The organism is Psychrobacter sp. NZS113 (assembly GCF_015864825.1).
In the GTDB taxonomy this organism is placed as follows: Bacteria; Pseudomonadota; Gammaproteobacteria; order Pseudomonadales; family Moraxellaceae; genus Psychrobacter.
In genome coordinates, this window is sequence record NZ_JADYWL010000003.1 from 294,657 (window position 1) to 310,802 (window position 16,146).

The following is a 16,146-nucleotide window of genomic DNA, read 5'->3' on the forward strand; positions in this document are numbered from 1 at the left end:
AATACTTTCTGATACAACTATTAATAGCAACAGCAGCTAAAATTACTTAAACGTTGATAGCTGCTGTAACGTGGCTTTTAACAACCCTTGCGTATCTGCAAAGACATCACCGTTACTCTTAGCAGCTTTAATGGCTTGCTGAGCTTCTTTTTCTTTATAGCCCAAGCTAATCAAAGCGCCTTCTACTTCAGCGATGATATTGTCTTCGGCAGAAACCTCAGCAGGCTGAATAGCGAACTCTAAATTGCTATTATCCACTTCAATATTTTTCAGTTTGTCTTTTAGTTCAATCAGCAAACGTTGTGCCGTTTTTTTACCGATACCTGGAATACGAGTCAAGGCTATCTCTGAATCCTGCTCAACGTGCATTTTGAGCTCAGCTGCTGACATCGCAGACAACATAGCCAAGGCCATTTTTGCACCAACGCCATTGATTTTAATCAACTGACGAAAGACGTCACGCTCTTTGCGATCGATAAATCCATATAGCAGCTGCGCATCTTCACGCACATGAAAATGCGTCCAAATACTCGCCTGCTCATTGAGATGTAGCTGACAAAATGAGGGCAATGGCAGCTCAATATCATAACCAACACCAGAGGTAGTCATGATACAGGCGGTTGGTGCCATTAAGTATTGCACTTGTCCGGTAATCAATCCGATCATCACTTACTACCTCTTATATAGGTTATTGTATAAACGACATCAGCATAAATAACATCAGCTGCCACTTCATTGTCCGCTATTTTTTTACCAGACAAATTTTACTGGTAAAAATTTACCATACCTTCAAGGCTGGTTGGACGAATTTTATGCGCTTGACCTGCAGAACCGAAAGCTTCAAAACGATTGGTGCAAATATCTGACATTGCGACCATAGATGCTTTGAAGTATTTACGTGGATCAAACTCGCTCGGGTTTTCTGCAAGAAATTTACGAATAGCACCTGTTGAGGCCAAGCGTAAATCTGTATCGATATTAACCTTACGGACACCATGCTTGATCGCTTCAACGATTTGCTCAACAGGTACGCCATAAGTTTCACCAATATTGCCGCCATTTTCATTGATGACTTTTAGCCACTCTTGCGGTACTGATGACGAACCATGCATGACCAAATGCGTGTTAGGAATACGGGCATGAATCTCTTTTACGCGTTCAATAGACAGGATGTCGCCTGTCGGTGGACGCGTGAATTTATACGCACCGTGGCTCGTACCGATAGCAATAGCTAGCGCATCGACATTGGTGTCTTTAACAAACTGCTCAGCTTCGTCAGCACTGGTCAATAGTTGCTCATGATCCAATACACCTTCTGCACCAGAACCATCTTCTTCGCCTGCCATACCAGTCTCAAGACTACCCAAGCAACCGATCTCGCCTTCTACAGAAACACCGCAAGCGTGGGCCATTTTGACAACTTCACGAGTCACGCTAGCATTATAATCATAATCCATTGGCGTCTTACCATCTTCGCCAAGTGAGCCGTCCATCATCACTGATGAAAAGCCAAGCTGGATTGAACGTTGGCAAATCGCTGGTGACATGCCATGATCTTGATGCATAACGACTGGAATATGTGGCCATTCTTCGATAGCAGCAATAATCAAGTGACGCAAAAATGCTGACCCTGCATAACTACGTGCGCCAGCGCTAGCTTGGACAATAACAGGTGAGTCACAGGCATCTGCAGCCATCATAATTGCACGCATCTGCTCTAGGTTATTGACGTTGAAGGCAGGAACACCATAGCTGTGTTCAGCGGCATGATCTAGAAGTTGACGTAAAGATATTAAGGCCATAAAACGCTCTCTGATTGAGTTTTGAATAGTATTTTAAAAAATAGCTCTTGAAATGACGGCTTTTAAAGCCATTAGCAAAAAACTTTGCTTGATAACAGTAATAGCACTGTCAATCAGCATAATAGTGAATCATTTCAGGACAATGAATACGCGATGATTATAACAAAAATTGCTCTGTCTTCGTAGTCGTTGCCTGACTATTTGTTTATATGTTTACTCTATGCTTCGTTTTGGCTCATTCTGTAAATAATCAGCTAATAAGTTAGTTCATATAAAGCTTCAAATTAAAAATAAGAAACGCAAAAAGCCTTGGCAATCACCAAGGCTTTTCTAATATATCATGAGGCTTATAATACAGAAATCTATGTTCGTTACTAACCTATTAATTTATTCTATCAATCAATAGCAGGTCAATAAATCAGTAATGAAGTGACTTATTACTTAGCTTACTACTTAACTTAGTACTGTTGCTCAGCGTCAACAGCGATATCGTCCGCACCTTCAGCAACAGCAGTAGCGCCTTCAGATACCGCAGAAGCAGTACCTTCAACGACAGTGCTAGTACCTTCAGCGATAGCATCACCAGTGTTTTGCAATGCATCTGTAGCAGCAGCACCAGCAGTTTCTGCGCCTTCGGCAACTTCAGTACCAGCGTCTTGAGCAGCCGCTTCAGCGTCAGCAGCAGTCGCTTCAGTTTCAGCAGAGATGTCGTCAGCAGCAGACTCAGTAGTCGCTTCAGCGTTTTCTTCTGTCTGTTGGCTACATGCAGTAACTGCAAAAGTACCAGCAAGTACGCTAGCAAGTAACAAATGACGTTTTAACATAATAAACCTCTCGTAAATAAAACATGTCAAAATACATGGTGGCACTATTTTATAGAGTGCAAATAACACATGCAATAATAATTTTCAGTATAGATACAAATAATAATGACTTAATAATCAATGACTATTGCTTATAATTGGTCTGAAGACAGACTAAAAAAGCACTAGCCATCACATTATGTCGATAGCCTACCTTAGATGCTTAACATTAGTTGTACGTCTAATGTTACTAAACGGCTCGGTAGCATAGACTTAATTAAGCATCAATTTGCAGCGCTGCAACTGCCGGAAGCACTTTACCTTCTACAAATTCTAAGAATGCACCGCCACCCGTTGACATATAGCTGACATCATCAGCAATTTGATATTTATCGATTGCTGCCAACGTATCGCCGCCGCCAGCAATTGAAAAACCTTGGCTATCTTTAACAGCATTCGCCACTATATGCGTACCTTGGCCGAAAGCATCTACTTCAAACACACCCACTGGGCCGTTCCATAAAATAGTCTTCGCATTGATAATCGCATCGGCAAGCTGTTTTGCGCTCTCTGGTGCGATGTCCAATATCATGTCATTGTCACCAATTGCATCGACAGACTTAATCGTCGCCGTGGCTTGTTGTAACGAGCCAGTAAAGTCAGCAAAGTCGATGTCGTTTTTATCAGCAACGACGACATACTCAGGTAGTAAAATTTCAGTTTTACTCATGATGTCACGAGCCGTATCTACTAAATCTGCTTCATACAATGACGCACCAACACTATGACCTTGAGCGGCCAAGAAAGTATTAGCAATACCGCCCCCAACAATAATCTGTGTGCATACTTCTGCCAAACTATGCAAAACTTCTAATTTTGTCGATACTTTCGATCCACCAACAATAGCCAACATAGGCTGAGCTGGCGTTTCAAGTGCTAGGCTCAGTGCATCAAGTTCAGCAGCTAACAAAGGGCCTGCGCAAACTGTTTTGCCCGCTTGACGCATGGCTTGAGTAACGCCTTCTGTTGATGCTTGCGCACGATGTGCCGTACCAAAAGCATCCATCACAAACACATCGCATAAATCTGCGTATTTTTTTGCTAAAGTGGCATCGTTTTTCTTTTCGCCTTCATTGAAACGCACGTTTTCTAGTAGTACGACTTCACCAGCTTTGATAGAAGCGCCTTGCGTCAAATAATCACGATTCAAGCTCACTGGCGCTGCTAATTTTTCGCTTAAATAGTCAGCAACAGGTGCTAATGAATATATTGCTTCAGGACTGCCTTCAGTCGGACGTCCTAGATGTGAGCAAACAATAACAGCTGCCCCTTTTTCTAGTGCCATTTTTATAGTAGGTAGGCTTGCTTGCAGACGAGCAGCACTCGTAACTTTACCATTTTTGATAGGTACGTTTAGATCTTCTCGGACTAACACGACTTTATCCGTTAAGTTCAGCTCACTCATACGCAAAAAATTCATTACCTGCTCCTATACATCAATCTGTTGGTTAATTTACGGTTGCTATTGCTATAACATGTGTTATTACATATTTTTTATAAAAGAGGGGCGACCAACTGTTATCTATGTTGATCTTTATTTTCTTAAACCAAGCGCTACCTTTGTGATAATTCTTTATGTTTATTATTCGATTATCAACATATCTGTTTATGCAAAAATTAACGGCCGTGTATTCTACCAGTTTTCTATCTAAAGCTCATACGGAACCTACCAAAAACTCAACCCTTATTCTTTGAACCTTGTTATTTGGCTCTTATTAAAGGCCCAGTAACATTTTGTGGTGGCACTCAACCGTCAGCGTCTCTACGATAGAATTGTAGATAATAAAAACAACCCATCCTTAGGAGAATATAATGAGCATCAATTTAGAGACTACCAAACAAAACCTATTAGCACTAAAAAACGAGTATGAGACTCGAATCGATAAAATTGAAGACCATATTCAACACCCACAAGATTCTCTAAACGAGCACTGGGAAGATCAAGCCATCTCATATCGTCAAAATGACATGCGCAAGAACCTCATGGGCGAAGCACGCCAAAGCTTAATTTATGTCGACAATGCCTTAAGCCGTATCGAAAAAGGCACATATGGCGAGTGTGAGGTATGTGGCAAGCAAATCGAAGTACAACGCTTAGAAGCCCTACCCTACGCCACACTATGTATGGAACATGCTGAATAACGTTTAGGTTCTATTTTCAATAAATAGACTATAGAGCAGGTTTTTCCCACTCAGAAAATGCCTGCTGCCACTGTTGGCAACGTTTAGCGATTTGCACTACTGGTAAATCCATGATATCGCCTACTACTGCGACATATTTAATAGGTAATCCTGCTAGAGTCGAGACATTTTCAGCCGTCAGACCACCTATCACGCACATGTCTATGCCTTGCTGACAACCGGTAACAAGCTGCTCATGTGAAACGATATCGGCATTTGGTTTGGTTGTAGAAGTAAAGACTGCGCCCATTGCAGCATAACTTGCGCCATCGCTTTTTGCTTCTTCGACTAACGCTGACTCACAATGACAAGTGCGACCAATAATCTGGTTCGGTGCTAAATACTTTTGTGCATCACGAACACTGCCATCTTTTTGACCTAGATGTACACCGACACCAAGCTTCGCTGCCAAGTTAATATCATCATTTATAACAACGGGAACGTTATACGTATTTGCCAAATCAACTATCTGTAGCGCCTCTTCGTACAGTTGCGACTCGCCATTAGGTAACGCAAGTATCTTCTTGCGCCTGATCTGTAGTAGCGCAATTAAGCCAGTTGCTAATGCTGCTTCTAACTTTTGATAGAGAAGTGAAAACTCATCATCATTGGTCAATAAGTATAGCTTTGGCGTTAAAAAATTTGATGACTGAATCATATAATTTGTCCGTAATTTCCACACAATAAAAAAGCTGTTATATCACATAACAGCCTCTTTATAAGTACCAAACCAATAAGCTTACACTGTGCGACGTGTCGCTAAACTGTTAAGAATATTTTTGGCATCACCCCAACGCGTGGCTGAGCTGTTCGCCCCTAAGATCACGATAATCGCTGGACGGTTATTCACGCGCGTTTCCATCACGACGCAACGACCCGCTTCATTGATAAACCCTGTTTTTGAGATACCAATTGGATAACTGCCGTCTCTAACCAAGCTACTGGTATTATTGGCTTTATAAGTGCGGTTGCCACTTGAGTAGTTTGAGACAAAGAAGTCATAGCTCTTAGTAGTAGAGAAACGGCGAATCACATCATAATTACCAGCAGCACGTACCATTTTCACAAGATCTTTTGGCGAAGCAACGTTGCGCTTATCAAGACCAGTTGGGTCACCAAAGAAAGCGGTCGTCATGCCTAAGTCTTGAGCCTTACGGTTCATCGCACGCATAAAGGCATTATAGCCACCTGGATAGTTACGGGCTAGACTTTTTGCAGCAGGGTTTTCTGATTTCATCAATGCCATTAATAAAATTTCAGCACGATTCATACGATCGCCAGATTTTAGGTTCGAGCTTGCACGCTTAGGACCGACGAAGTCTTCTGGATCAAGAGTAATCTCTTCACGCATATCGAGACCAGCATCAAGTACCACCATAGCCGTCATTACTTTAGTAATACTGGCCATCGGGCGCGCAACATCGGCATCTTTTTCATAAATAGACTCACCAGTCTCAGCGTCAATGACAGCGACACTGCGAGAATCAGTACTAATAGGGATCATATCACTACTACCGAATGCACCGCGGTAGGTGGTATTGTAACTATTGTTACTACTACCAAAACTGTTAGAAGTAGTCGTGCCAGAGCCGTTATCAATTTTTTTGATAGTAGAGCTGTTAGACTTGTACATGATGTTACGTGCTTCAGATAGACTGTCGGCACCGCCCCAACTCATGCGAGCACTAGATCCAGTATCAGTGCTACCATTAATTGTAAGTGCAGCTTGTGCAGCACTGCCCAAACTCAATGAAATCATAGCAGCGATTAATTGCTGTTTGGTTAATGGTAGTTGCTTCATTATGCCCCCTGCTGTCGTTATCACGTCAGTTATGCCCTGCCTGACGTCATAAACGTACGTAGCCTTTATGGATGTGTTTGTAAGTACTCATATAGAGTTTTTGTATTTTTAGTGTATCATGGTTTGCATTTAAGTTTAATCTATCAAACTGATTTAGTAGTTTATTTTGACCTAATTCAAATTTCGCTACAACCACTTTATACTATAGAAACATTGCTTCACATTTTAGAAACATAGGTTGACTGTTAACAAAGCAACCATTCATATTTTGTTATATTACGTAGCAATAACGACATAATATGTTAGCAGTATATTGCGTTCCAAGATTAGAAAATGGCTAAGATGACTTGAAATTACTTTTCATTCAGCATCAGTTAAACCTTCATTTTGACAAAAAATAAAGAGTATCGTTATGATTAAAGTATTGGTAGTAGATGATCATGATTTGGTCAGAATGGGTATTAGCCGCATGCTATCAGACAGTATCGACATCGAAGTTGTCGGCGAAGCTGACAGTGGTGATATGGCTATTAGGTTGGCTAAACAGCTGCGTCCTGATGTGGTCTTGCTTGATGTCAACATGCCCAATATCGGTGGACTAGAAGCAACCAAACGCTTAATTCAGCTTGATATAGGTGTCAAAATATTAGCCGTCAGTAGCATGTCCGCACAGCCTTATCCGTCGATGCTTATCAAAGCAGGTGTGAATGGTTATATTACTAAAGGCACACCTCTTGATGAGATGATAAGAGCTGTTAAGAAGATTTATCAAGGCGGACGCTATTTTAGCCAAGATGTTGCCGAACAATTGGCCGATGTGCTGTTATCAGATAATGCTAACTCACCATTTGATCTATTAAGTGACCGTGAAAAACAAGTGGCCATGATGGTGGTTAACTGTCAAAGCCCTCAACAGATAGCTGATCAGCTATTCGTCAGTGTGAAAACCATTAACACTTATCGCTATCGTATTTACGAAAAAGTCGGTGTTGATAGTGATGTCAAATTGACTCATTTGGCCATTCGTCACGGTCTTATTCAACCATAAATCGTTTAGCCACCTCTTCTTTACTATGGTCAATTTATGAAGTCTGCTATTACTGATTATTTACATCAAGATGAAACCCTTCCGCTAATACAGTTACGCAGATTAGGGCTAATCTATAGCAGTTACCGCTTCATCGTTGGCCTATTTTCTATGTTGATGGTGTATATCACTGCTCAGACTGGCAATATCGCCTCTCTACCAAGCTTTTTGCAACAAACTGTCCTAAGTTTTTATATTTTACTGAGTCTAATCTTGCTTGGGCTATTTTATGTAGTGCATAAAAAGATGCGACGTCAGCTGGCCTTTGGCTTGGTCTTAGACGTTACTATATTGAGCTTATTGCTTTATTCAGCTGGCGCACCTGATTTACAGCTGACCATGCTATATATGGTAGTAGTAGCAGCTAGCTTTATGCTGTTACACAGCTCACAAGCCTTAGTTATTACGCTACTTGCTATTATTTTCGTCATTTATCAGCAATTTTTTTATGCCATTGCCAATAGTATGAACTTGGCTAATTTAGGCAATGCTTTACTAATGTCCGCCAGTTTTTTGGCAGTTGGTGGATTAAGTTGGTCGATCTCCTATCGCTTAGTACAGCTAGAAAAAGTAGCCGCGAGTCATGCTAAAGAAGTAGAACGACTGAACGTTATCAATCAAGAAGTTATCACGCAGATGGCTAATGGTGTCATCGTCATCGACAAGCAGCATGTCGTTTTAGCCAACCTTGCAGCGCATCAATTACTCAGCCTCCCCTACAATTCATCGGTACCATTGCCAAGCGCATCTGACGAGTTAGATAGTACACGACATGAGAGCTACACTGAACTATTAACCAACTTTGAGCAACAGCTTAGCAAACAACATACGCAACTCTTGCATGCCTGTTTGTCCGTCTCAGCAGGACAATCTTGTACCTTTACTTACGACCTACCTGCAGTAGCAAATGCCTCTATATTCGGCAAACTACGCGTATATATCATTCCATTAAAGGATGGTAGCAAACTAATAATGCTAGAAGATTTACGCCGTGAGCAAGCCAGCGCTCAACAGTTAAAGCTAGCATCTCTAGGACAGTTAACTGCCAGTATTGCCCACGAAATAAGAAATCCTTTAGCGGCTATTTCTCAAGCCAGTCAGCTGTTAATGGAAGATGTGATAGAAATTGAGGAAAGAAATGCCACAGATGAGAATATAGTGGTTGGTAACTCAAATGTCGACCTGTCCGGTAATTATGAGCTTTATAAAATGATATTTGCGCAAACAAAACGCGTCAATCGTATTATAGAGGATGTCCTAAAACTGTCACGCCAGCAAACAGCAAGTCAGCAGTCAATCGTATTAGCTGAGTGGATGCCAACATTTTTAGAAAACTACTTCCAAGGACATGACGTTTTTTTACGAGTAAAAACGCAACCTACCATATCATTCGACACTCATCAGTTAGAGCAAGTTTTGATCAATTTAATCAATAATGGCCTACGCTATAGTAGCTATGCTCACCCTCATGCTTATGTAGAAATCGAGATTTATTGTGCCGACAACGATGTTATAATCGATGTTTTAGACGAGGGTGCTGGCGTGAGCGCCGAAATTTTAGAGCATTTATTTAATCCGTTTTTTACTACAGATCAAGCGGGAACAGGCTTGGGATTATATTTATCGCAAGCCTTTTGTGAGGCCAATCAGACTCGTTTACTTTATATACCTGAGCATAAGAAAACATGCTTTCGTTTGATAGCACCTTCTGTCTAGGCTAATACGTATGGCACGATGAACAAAACAACGTGAATAAAAGCGTTCTGTAAGTAGCAGTCTTATCCTGTGGCAAAATTTTTACCACTGAGTTATGTTGATTTTAAGGTGTACTATTTTTTTAATTTTATATAGTTGGTCTAAGATAATTCAAATACAAGAAAGGCGAGAGAAAGTACTACAAACAGTAGACTGAACGCTCCTGACACCGTAACTGAATTGTATAGGACAGGCTATAGCTATTGAACACAATGAGATAATGTATGACAACAACCGCGCTAGTCGTCGATGATGAAGTAGATTTGTGCCGATTAATGCAAATTACTTTGACCAAAATGGGCATCAAAAGTGATGTGGCCTATACATTGTCACAAGCAAGATCATTCTGGAAAGACAATGACTATGATTTTTGCTTGACCGACTTAAAGCTCCCTGATGGGTCAGGGCTAGAGTTGGTAAAAGAAATAAGTAATAGCTCTAGCACCCCCATAGCTGTTATTACTGCTTATGGTAGTATGGACTTAGCCATTGAGGCACTCAAACTTGGTGCTTTTGATTTCGTTAATAAACCCCTTGAGCTACCGCGCTTACGCCAACTGGTCGAAAATGCCTTAAAAGTTATCCACCAAGACCATGCAGCAAGTGCTACACCTGAATCCTCACCTGAGCAAAAAATATTAGACAGTAGGCTTATCGGCGATTCTGCCGTGATGCATCCTCTGAAACAAACTATTTTAAAATTAGCTCGCTCACAAGCACCCGTTTTTTTATCAGGCGCATCAGGTACAGGTAAAGAAGTGGTTGCCAGACTGATTCACGACTTAAGCCCACGTAGAGATGGTAGCTTTGTACCAGTTAACTGCGGTGCAATACCTTCAGAGCTCATGGAGTCAGAATTTTTTGGTCACAAAAAAGGCAGCTTTACTGGTGCTGTCGCTGACAAACAAGGACTGTTCCAACAAGCAAACGGTGGCACGCTATTTTTAGACGAGGTAGCAGACTTACCGCTCGCAATGCAAGTAAAACTATTACGTGCCATTCAGGAAAAAACAGTAAGAGCCATTGGTGATACTAAGGAAGTGCCAGTAGACATTCGCATCTTGTCTGCCACTCATAAAGACTTAAGTCAATTGGTACAAGATGGCGCATTTCGACAAGATTTGTACTACCGTATTAATGTGATTGAACTAAAACTCCCTACTCTAAATGCACGTCGTGACGACATACCTGTTTTAGCTGAGCATTTTTTGGCCATGATTACTAATGAATGGCAGTTAGAGACGCCGCCATCATTGACCAATGAGGCTTGCGAGCGCTTGCAACATCATGACTTTGCTGGCAACGTCCGTGAGCTACGCAATATCCTTGAGCGAGCCGTGACTCTAGCAGAGAGCTCACACATTGACGTCAATCACTTAGGTCTTACAGATATTGATATCAGTAATGCGCAAATACCAGAAACTGAGTTAAAAGATAAGGTAGTGGGTGGAACGCTAGAAGCGGGTGAAAAAACCATCCAACCAACACATGAAGCAATAGCACCGCAGATACAACGAGTACCAACCAACCTGCACCCTTATCGCACTACTACTCAGCACTTCCCTGCTATGAGACAGCGTTCATCAGTCAATCAAACAGAAATGTTAAACCATACAACATCTGATAATGATGAAGCATCCATCAATCCTGATTCTACTCAGCAAGAAAGTAATATAAAGGTCAATCTAAGCGAGTTATCTGATGGCCAATTGCCCGTTCAAGGGTTAGAAACCTACTTACAAGAGCAAGAAAAGCAACTGATTATTACTGCGCTTAAAAAAACTGGATGGAATAAAACTCAGGCTGCTGAACTATTAGGTACGACTTTTCGCTCTTTACGCTACCGCATGAAAAAGTTAGAAATATCTGAGGATGAGTCTGAATCATAAACCTTTATATAGTTGAGTCAGTTTAAGAGGTATATAAGGCAACCGAGTGCAGATGTAACTGTAATACTTCAAGCGAGGTTAACGTTGCAACTCTTTTATAGAAAATTGACTATAGTGATGATTCGACTCTATAGCCTATCCATAATCTATAATGAATAACGGCTACTTAATCAGCTACCTTCGGCCTCTAAGGCCTTATCATTTTGAGTAGGCTTTCGAACAAAACGAATACCTGAACCTAACTTTTGTGCTTGTAGTAACTTGAGTGCCTGCTGCTCCCATGTACTCTCATTGCCTGACAATGTGACGTCAGGCTTTACACCGATACCATCTATCTTTTTGCCTGATGCTGTCATATAGTTAGCAACCGTCAGTTTGACGGCTTGTTCATCATTGAGCGGGATGACTGACTGCACTGACCCCTTACCATAACTTACTTCACCGGCAATCGTGGCTCGCTTTTGCGTTTGTAAGCTACTGGCCAGTACCTCTGCTGCTGATGCCGAATATCTATTTTGTAAAACAACAACTGGCAGTGATTCAAATAATGCTGCACCTTGAGTCGATAGAGTCCGTGTGTCACTTTGACGAGCTTTTACTTGTACCACATCAGTATCAGTCATAAATAGACTGGCAACGCTCACCGCTGATGTTAATACGCCACCCGGATTGTCACGCATGTCTAGCAGAATACCGGTTACAGGTGCCTCTAAGTCAATCAAACTTTCTATCATTTTTTCACGGCTGTTGTTTTGAAAAGCAGGTAACTTAATAACTGCTATGCCATTTACCAGCTTTGCCTCAACGACTTGAGGATGACTGTTATTACGCTGTAAGGTAGTGCTATGTTTGCGGCGTCCAGCTCTTGAGGTCACAATATCTACTTGCGTACCAGCAATCCCAGTCAGGAGTTGCTTGATATCATTACTTTCTTTACTAGCATCCAGTTTGAGATCGCCAATTTGATGCAAATAATCACCAACAGCGATGTCTTTTTTATCAGCAGGTGAATCCTCATCAACGTCTGTAATTACCCAGTAGCCAACTACAGGCTGATAAGTGACCTTGATACCGACGTCACCGACATCACCTTCCGTAAAAGCGCGTAGATTTTCGTACGCCTCAGCATCTAAAAACTCAGCATGACTGTCAAGCTTGGTCAGCATACCACTCATCGCATTACTAAATAGCTCTTCATCATTCACTGTATTTACATATTCGCGGCGCACCAAATCCACTACTGCGACAAACGTCTTAAGCGTCTCTGGAGAAATGGCATTCAGTGATACTTGTGCAACGTCAGACGGAATACTGGTATCGATATCATCCGTATCGTCAGTTAAAGCACTTTCATCTGGCACACTGTCTATTGAGTCATCAGCATCGTCTGCAGCTTCAAGCATATCAGCAATATCTGATAAATTATGAGTGTCATTTTCGGCAGCTATCTCATCATCGTTTAAACTGATAAGTTGTAGGTTGGCTGTAGGGTTACGTGCATCGTTCTCAGGCAATATTGCTGCCTGTGCCTGTATAGTAAAAGCACTCAATCCTAGTAAACCTATCATCAATACAGGCTTAAAAAAAGTCGGTATGATAGATAAATTCGGCGCTGGTTTACCCAATCGCTTAGAAAGAGACAGTCGCACAGAATAGATAGAATGCATAGGACAACTCGTTTAAATAATAGAATGTACAACATCATTATTATAGATATATTTATCAAACATGCCTGATAACATAACACCAAGCGTATGTTTAAAACTAGAATAGTATTGCAAATATCTTAGGCAAAATGTATCAAAAAAAGGAAAGATAATAGATATCCTTCCTTTTTTTAGTTTCTAACAACGACAATCTGTCACCAATTATGAGGCTGGCAACAATAAGCTATCACCCGTCATTTCAACTGGTGCTTCGATGTCCATCAATGCCAAAATAGTTGGTGCGATATCACTTAACTTACCGCCATGACGCACTTTTAAACTTTTGCCACCAACATAAATAAAAGGTACTAGTTCAGTGGTATGTTGAGTATGTACTTGACCGCTGTCATAATCCTGCATCTGCTCACAGTTACCATGATCAGCCGTGATTAGCATGTCGCCTCCAGCGGCTCGCACTGCAGTCGCCACACGACCCACACATACGTCTAACGCCTCTACCGCTTGTACAGCAGCATTAAATATACCCGTGTGACCAACCATATCACCATTGGCATAGTTCACGACCAACACGTCATATTTACCAGATTCAATCGCTTCTACCAACTTATTTGTTACTTCAGGCGCACTCATTTCAGGCTGCAAATCATAAGTAGCCACATTTGGAGAAGGTACTAAAATACGTGTCTCACCGTTGTACTCATCCTCACGTCCACCACTAAAGAAAAATGTTACATGAGCATATTTTTCGGTTTCTGCGATACGTAGCTGCGTCTTGCCTTGATCTTGCAGATATTCACCAAGTGTATTGGTCAATGACGTTGGATAATACGCGATACTGGTTTTTGAGTTATCCGCCAAAACGTCTGAGTACTTGGTCAGCATCACAAAAGCGGCCAGTTTAGGTTGCTTATTTCGCGCAAATCCAGAAAACTCATGATCTGGCAGTACAAAAGCTTGTGCAAGTTCACGAGCACGGTCAGAACGGAAATTCATAAAAATCAAAGCATCATTATCATCAACCGTGTATGGCACTTCATCACGCCCGATTACGGTAGTAGGACTGATAAATTCATCTGTCTCACGTGCTTTATAAGCGGCTTGTACAGCACCATCGGCTCGGGTCGACAAGCGGTCAGCCTTACCTTCAGTGATAAGCTCATAGGCTTTTTGCACTCGGTCCCAACGGTTGTCACGATCCATCGCATAATAACGTCCGATAATACTCGCAATCTGTACTCGACCACCTTCGTAGTGCTCATTGAGCTTGCCGATATGTGTACGCAAACGATTGATGTATTTATCAGCAGATTTTGGCGGTGTATCACGGCCATCTAAAAAGCAATGGACAAAGACGTTTTTGGCGCCATGGACAAGTGCTGAATGGCACATCGCTTCGATATGATCTTGATGAGAATGCACTCCACCGTCCGACAACAGCCCCATAATGTGCACGTTGCCACCAAGCTCATTTGCCGCTTTTACAGCATTTACCAATGCTTCGTTTTTATAAAACTCACGATTATTCACTTCACTAGAGATACGAGTCGAGTCTTGATAAAGAACACGGCCAGCACCCAAGTTCATATGTCCAACTTCGGAGTTACCAAATTGACCATCTGGCAAACCAACGTCTTCTCCTGAAGCAGATATCAATCCGTGTGAATACTGCTGATAAATCTTATCTAGATTTGGCATATCGGCAGCAGCAATTGCGTTGTCCTTATCGTCTTCACGATGCCCAAAACCATCTAATATCATTAAAACATGCGGTATTTTTTTATTGTTATCGCTGTCGCTTTTATTATTGAGTTGAGCCTGACTATCGTTGATAAATTCTGATTGTTGCTGATTATGGGTCATGAATTACCGCTCCTCAAGTGAATGAACGCCTATGATGCTGTACTAGGAAGTTTAAAGCCCTCTATATTAACACACATCTCAAAATAGCTGAAAAATCGCTATTTTTAACTAGTAATTAAGCGCCTAATATGATCCTAAATCATTCAAAAATGGTTAAAACTCGACATGAATCACGTAATCATTAATCCTACGTATCAATCTGTAAATCGTACTTGCAATCATTCAATCCATTGGTTAAGATAATTATATTCTGAAGTGTTGGCTAGTAGATGTTTATTCCCTGAGCCGATAATGCTTTACCAGGATGTGGTACCTATCGTCTCATTGTGTATGCCTGCACCGCTTGCGGTGTATCAGGAAACCTGCAGAGATGATGACGCATCCGCCCTGAACTTCACGGTTCATGGGTCACCATCTTACAGCGGCACTTCGGTTGTTTCATTCGGTTATTGACCGTTTCATTTACAACAAATAAGTTTACGATAATACGGTTACAACCAACAAAAAGCCCCTTTTGTCATCGACGAAAGGGGCTTTTTTTATGCCTGCTATTTATTTTATTTATTACTCATCGTTAGCAGACTTTGTGATTTTCTTTACATCTTTAGGGATGTTTTTAGCAGTACCATCAACGGTTGTATGCTGTTTGAACACATCACCAAACGGGTTTTGTTGTTGCTGACCAAATGGATTTTGGCCATTCGTGCCGCCTGCTCCGCCGAATGGGTTTTGACCACCCATACCACCAAAGGGATTTTGACCGCCGCCCATTTGACCACCCATCTGCTTTGCCATCATTTCCATCATTTTTTGCTGATTGTTCATAACATAGTTATTGGCAAAGTCTTTAAGCTTTTTCTGTACAGGTGGTAATACGACCAATAACGCGAGCAAATCACTGAGTACTCCTGGTATAAGCAGTAAAATACCCGCTGCTGCCATCGCCACACTTTTAATCATGGTCGACTCTTGCGGACGCATCGACGGGTTCGTCATGCCACCAGCTTTCATCTGCTGTGCCATTGGATTGAGTGCTGCCATTCCTTTACGCAGCAATGAGATACCGATGACGGCGGCAATGATAAACCACATAAACACCCACCAACCACTCATAAACTGAGCAAGCAAATACCAAAGCAGCATCTCGATAATAAACCAAACGATGGCAATACCAACTATCTGACCCATAAAGTGTCGTCCTATAAAATAAAAACCAATAAATTGAGCGCCATGCAAATTAA

At 41.6% G+C, this 16,146-nt stretch carries 13 protein-coding genes and 1 other RNA gene; 5 read left to right on the top strand and 9 right to left on the bottom strand.

The features are described 5' to 3' along the window. Positions 1-42: 42 nt before the first annotated feature. The 4 genes from ruvA to I6E61_RS06270 all read right to left on the bottom strand — a co-directional run bounded on the left by ruvA (position 43) and on the right by I6E61_RS06270 (position 4,085). Positions 43-666, bottom strand: a complete 624-nt coding sequence (gene ruvA, locus I6E61_RS06255; protein ID WP_197132064.1) for a Holliday junction branch migration protein RuvA — start codon at positions 664-666, stop codon at positions 43-45. A 98-nt stretch (positions 667-764) separates the two neighbouring features. Then, positions 765-1,802, bottom strand: coding sequence for a class II fructose-bisphosphate aldolase (gene fba, locus I6E61_RS06260; RefSeq protein WP_197131567.1), 1,038 nt, complete (start codon positions 1,800-1,802; stop codon positions 765-767). A 458-nt stretch (positions 1,803-2,260) separates the two neighbouring features. Beyond that, positions 2,261-2,626, bottom strand: coding sequence for a hypothetical protein (locus tag I6E61_RS06265; protein WP_197131570.1), 366 nt, complete (start codon positions 2,624-2,626; stop codon positions 2,261-2,263). 256 nt (positions 2,627-2,882) lie between these two features. Next, positions 2,883-4,085: a phosphoglycerate kinase gene (locus I6E61_RS06270; RefSeq protein WP_197131572.1), complete on the bottom strand. Its 1,203-nt coding sequence runs from the start codon at positions 4,083-4,085 to the stop codon at positions 2,883-2,885. Positions 4,086-4,477: 392 nt separating this feature from the next. On the opposite strand from I6E61_RS06270, the gene I6E61_RS06275 reads away from it, so the two are divergent. Beyond that, positions 4,478-4,807, top strand: coding sequence for a TraR/DksA C4-type zinc finger protein (locus I6E61_RS06275; protein WP_197131575.1), 330 nt, complete (start codon positions 4,478-4,480; stop codon positions 4,805-4,807). 28 nt (positions 4,808-4,835) lie between these two features. On the opposite strand, the gene I6E61_RS06280 is transcribed toward I6E61_RS06275, so the two are convergent. Together I6E61_RS06280 and I6E61_RS06285 are read right to left on the bottom strand one after the other, a co-directional pair. Then, a complete protein-coding gene (locus tag I6E61_RS06280; RefSeq protein ID WP_197131577.1) occupies positions 4,836-5,504 on the bottom strand; it encodes a thiamine phosphate synthase in 669 nt (222 codons plus the stop codon). Positions 5,505-5,585: 81 nt separating this feature from the next. Beyond that, the gene (locus I6E61_RS06285; protein ID WP_194197204.1) at positions 5,586-6,647 is read right to left on the bottom strand and encodes a serine hydrolase; all 1,062 of its coding nucleotides are present in this window, start codon (positions 6,645-6,647) and stop codon (positions 5,586-5,588) included. Between the two features lie 412 nt (positions 6,648-7,059). On the opposite strand from I6E61_RS06285, the gene I6E61_RS06290 reads away from it, so the two are divergent. The 3 genes from I6E61_RS06290 to I6E61_RS06300 all read left to right on the top strand — a co-directional run bounded on the left by I6E61_RS06290 (position 7,060) and on the right by I6E61_RS06300 (position 11,378). Further along, entirely contained in the window at positions 7,060-7,695 is a 636-nt protein-coding gene (locus I6E61_RS06290; protein WP_197131581.1) for a response regulator, read from the top strand. Between the two features lie 36 nt (positions 7,696-7,731). Beyond that, positions 7,732-9,450 (top strand): PAS domain-containing sensor histidine kinase, encoded by a 1,719-nt coding sequence (locus tag I6E61_RS06295; RefSeq protein ID WP_197131584.1) that lies wholly within the window; start codon positions 7,732-7,734, stop codon positions 9,448-9,450. A 263-nt stretch (positions 9,451-9,713) separates the two neighbouring features. Then, positions 9,714-11,378, top strand: coding sequence for a sigma-54 dependent transcriptional regulator (locus I6E61_RS06300; RefSeq protein WP_197131587.1), 1,665 nt, complete (start codon positions 9,714-9,716; stop codon positions 11,376-11,378). A 170-nt stretch (positions 11,379-11,548) separates the two neighbouring features. Here I6E61_RS06300 and I6E61_RS06305 read toward each other — a convergent pair whose 3' ends face one another. Together I6E61_RS06305 and gpmI are read right to left on the bottom strand one after the other, a co-directional pair. Continuing rightward, the gene (locus I6E61_RS06305) at positions 11,549-13,045 is read right to left on the bottom strand and encodes a S41 family peptidase (RefSeq protein WP_197131590.1); all 1,497 of its coding nucleotides are present in this window, start codon (positions 13,043-13,045) and stop codon (positions 11,549-11,551) included. A 201-nt stretch (positions 13,046-13,246) separates the two neighbouring features. After that, positions 13,247-14,905 (bottom strand): 2,3-bisphosphoglycerate-independent phosphoglycerate mutase, encoded by a 1,659-nt coding sequence (gpmI, locus tag I6E61_RS06310; RefSeq protein ID WP_197131593.1) that lies wholly within the window; start codon positions 14,903-14,905, stop codon positions 13,247-13,249. A 244-nt stretch (positions 14,906-15,149) separates the two neighbouring features. On the opposite strand from gpmI, the gene ssrS reads away from it, so the two are divergent. Then, positions 15,150-15,345, top strand: a non-coding RNA gene (gene ssrS / locus I6E61_RS06315) — 6S RNA. Positions 15,346-15,469: 124 nt separating this feature from the next. On the opposite strand, the gene I6E61_RS06320 is transcribed toward ssrS, so the two are convergent. Continuing rightward, positions 15,470-16,093 (bottom strand): FxsA family protein, encoded by a 624-nt coding sequence (locus tag I6E61_RS06320; protein WP_194197198.1) that lies wholly within the window; start codon positions 16,091-16,093, stop codon positions 15,470-15,472. Positions 16,094-16,146: the final 53 nt, after the last annotated feature.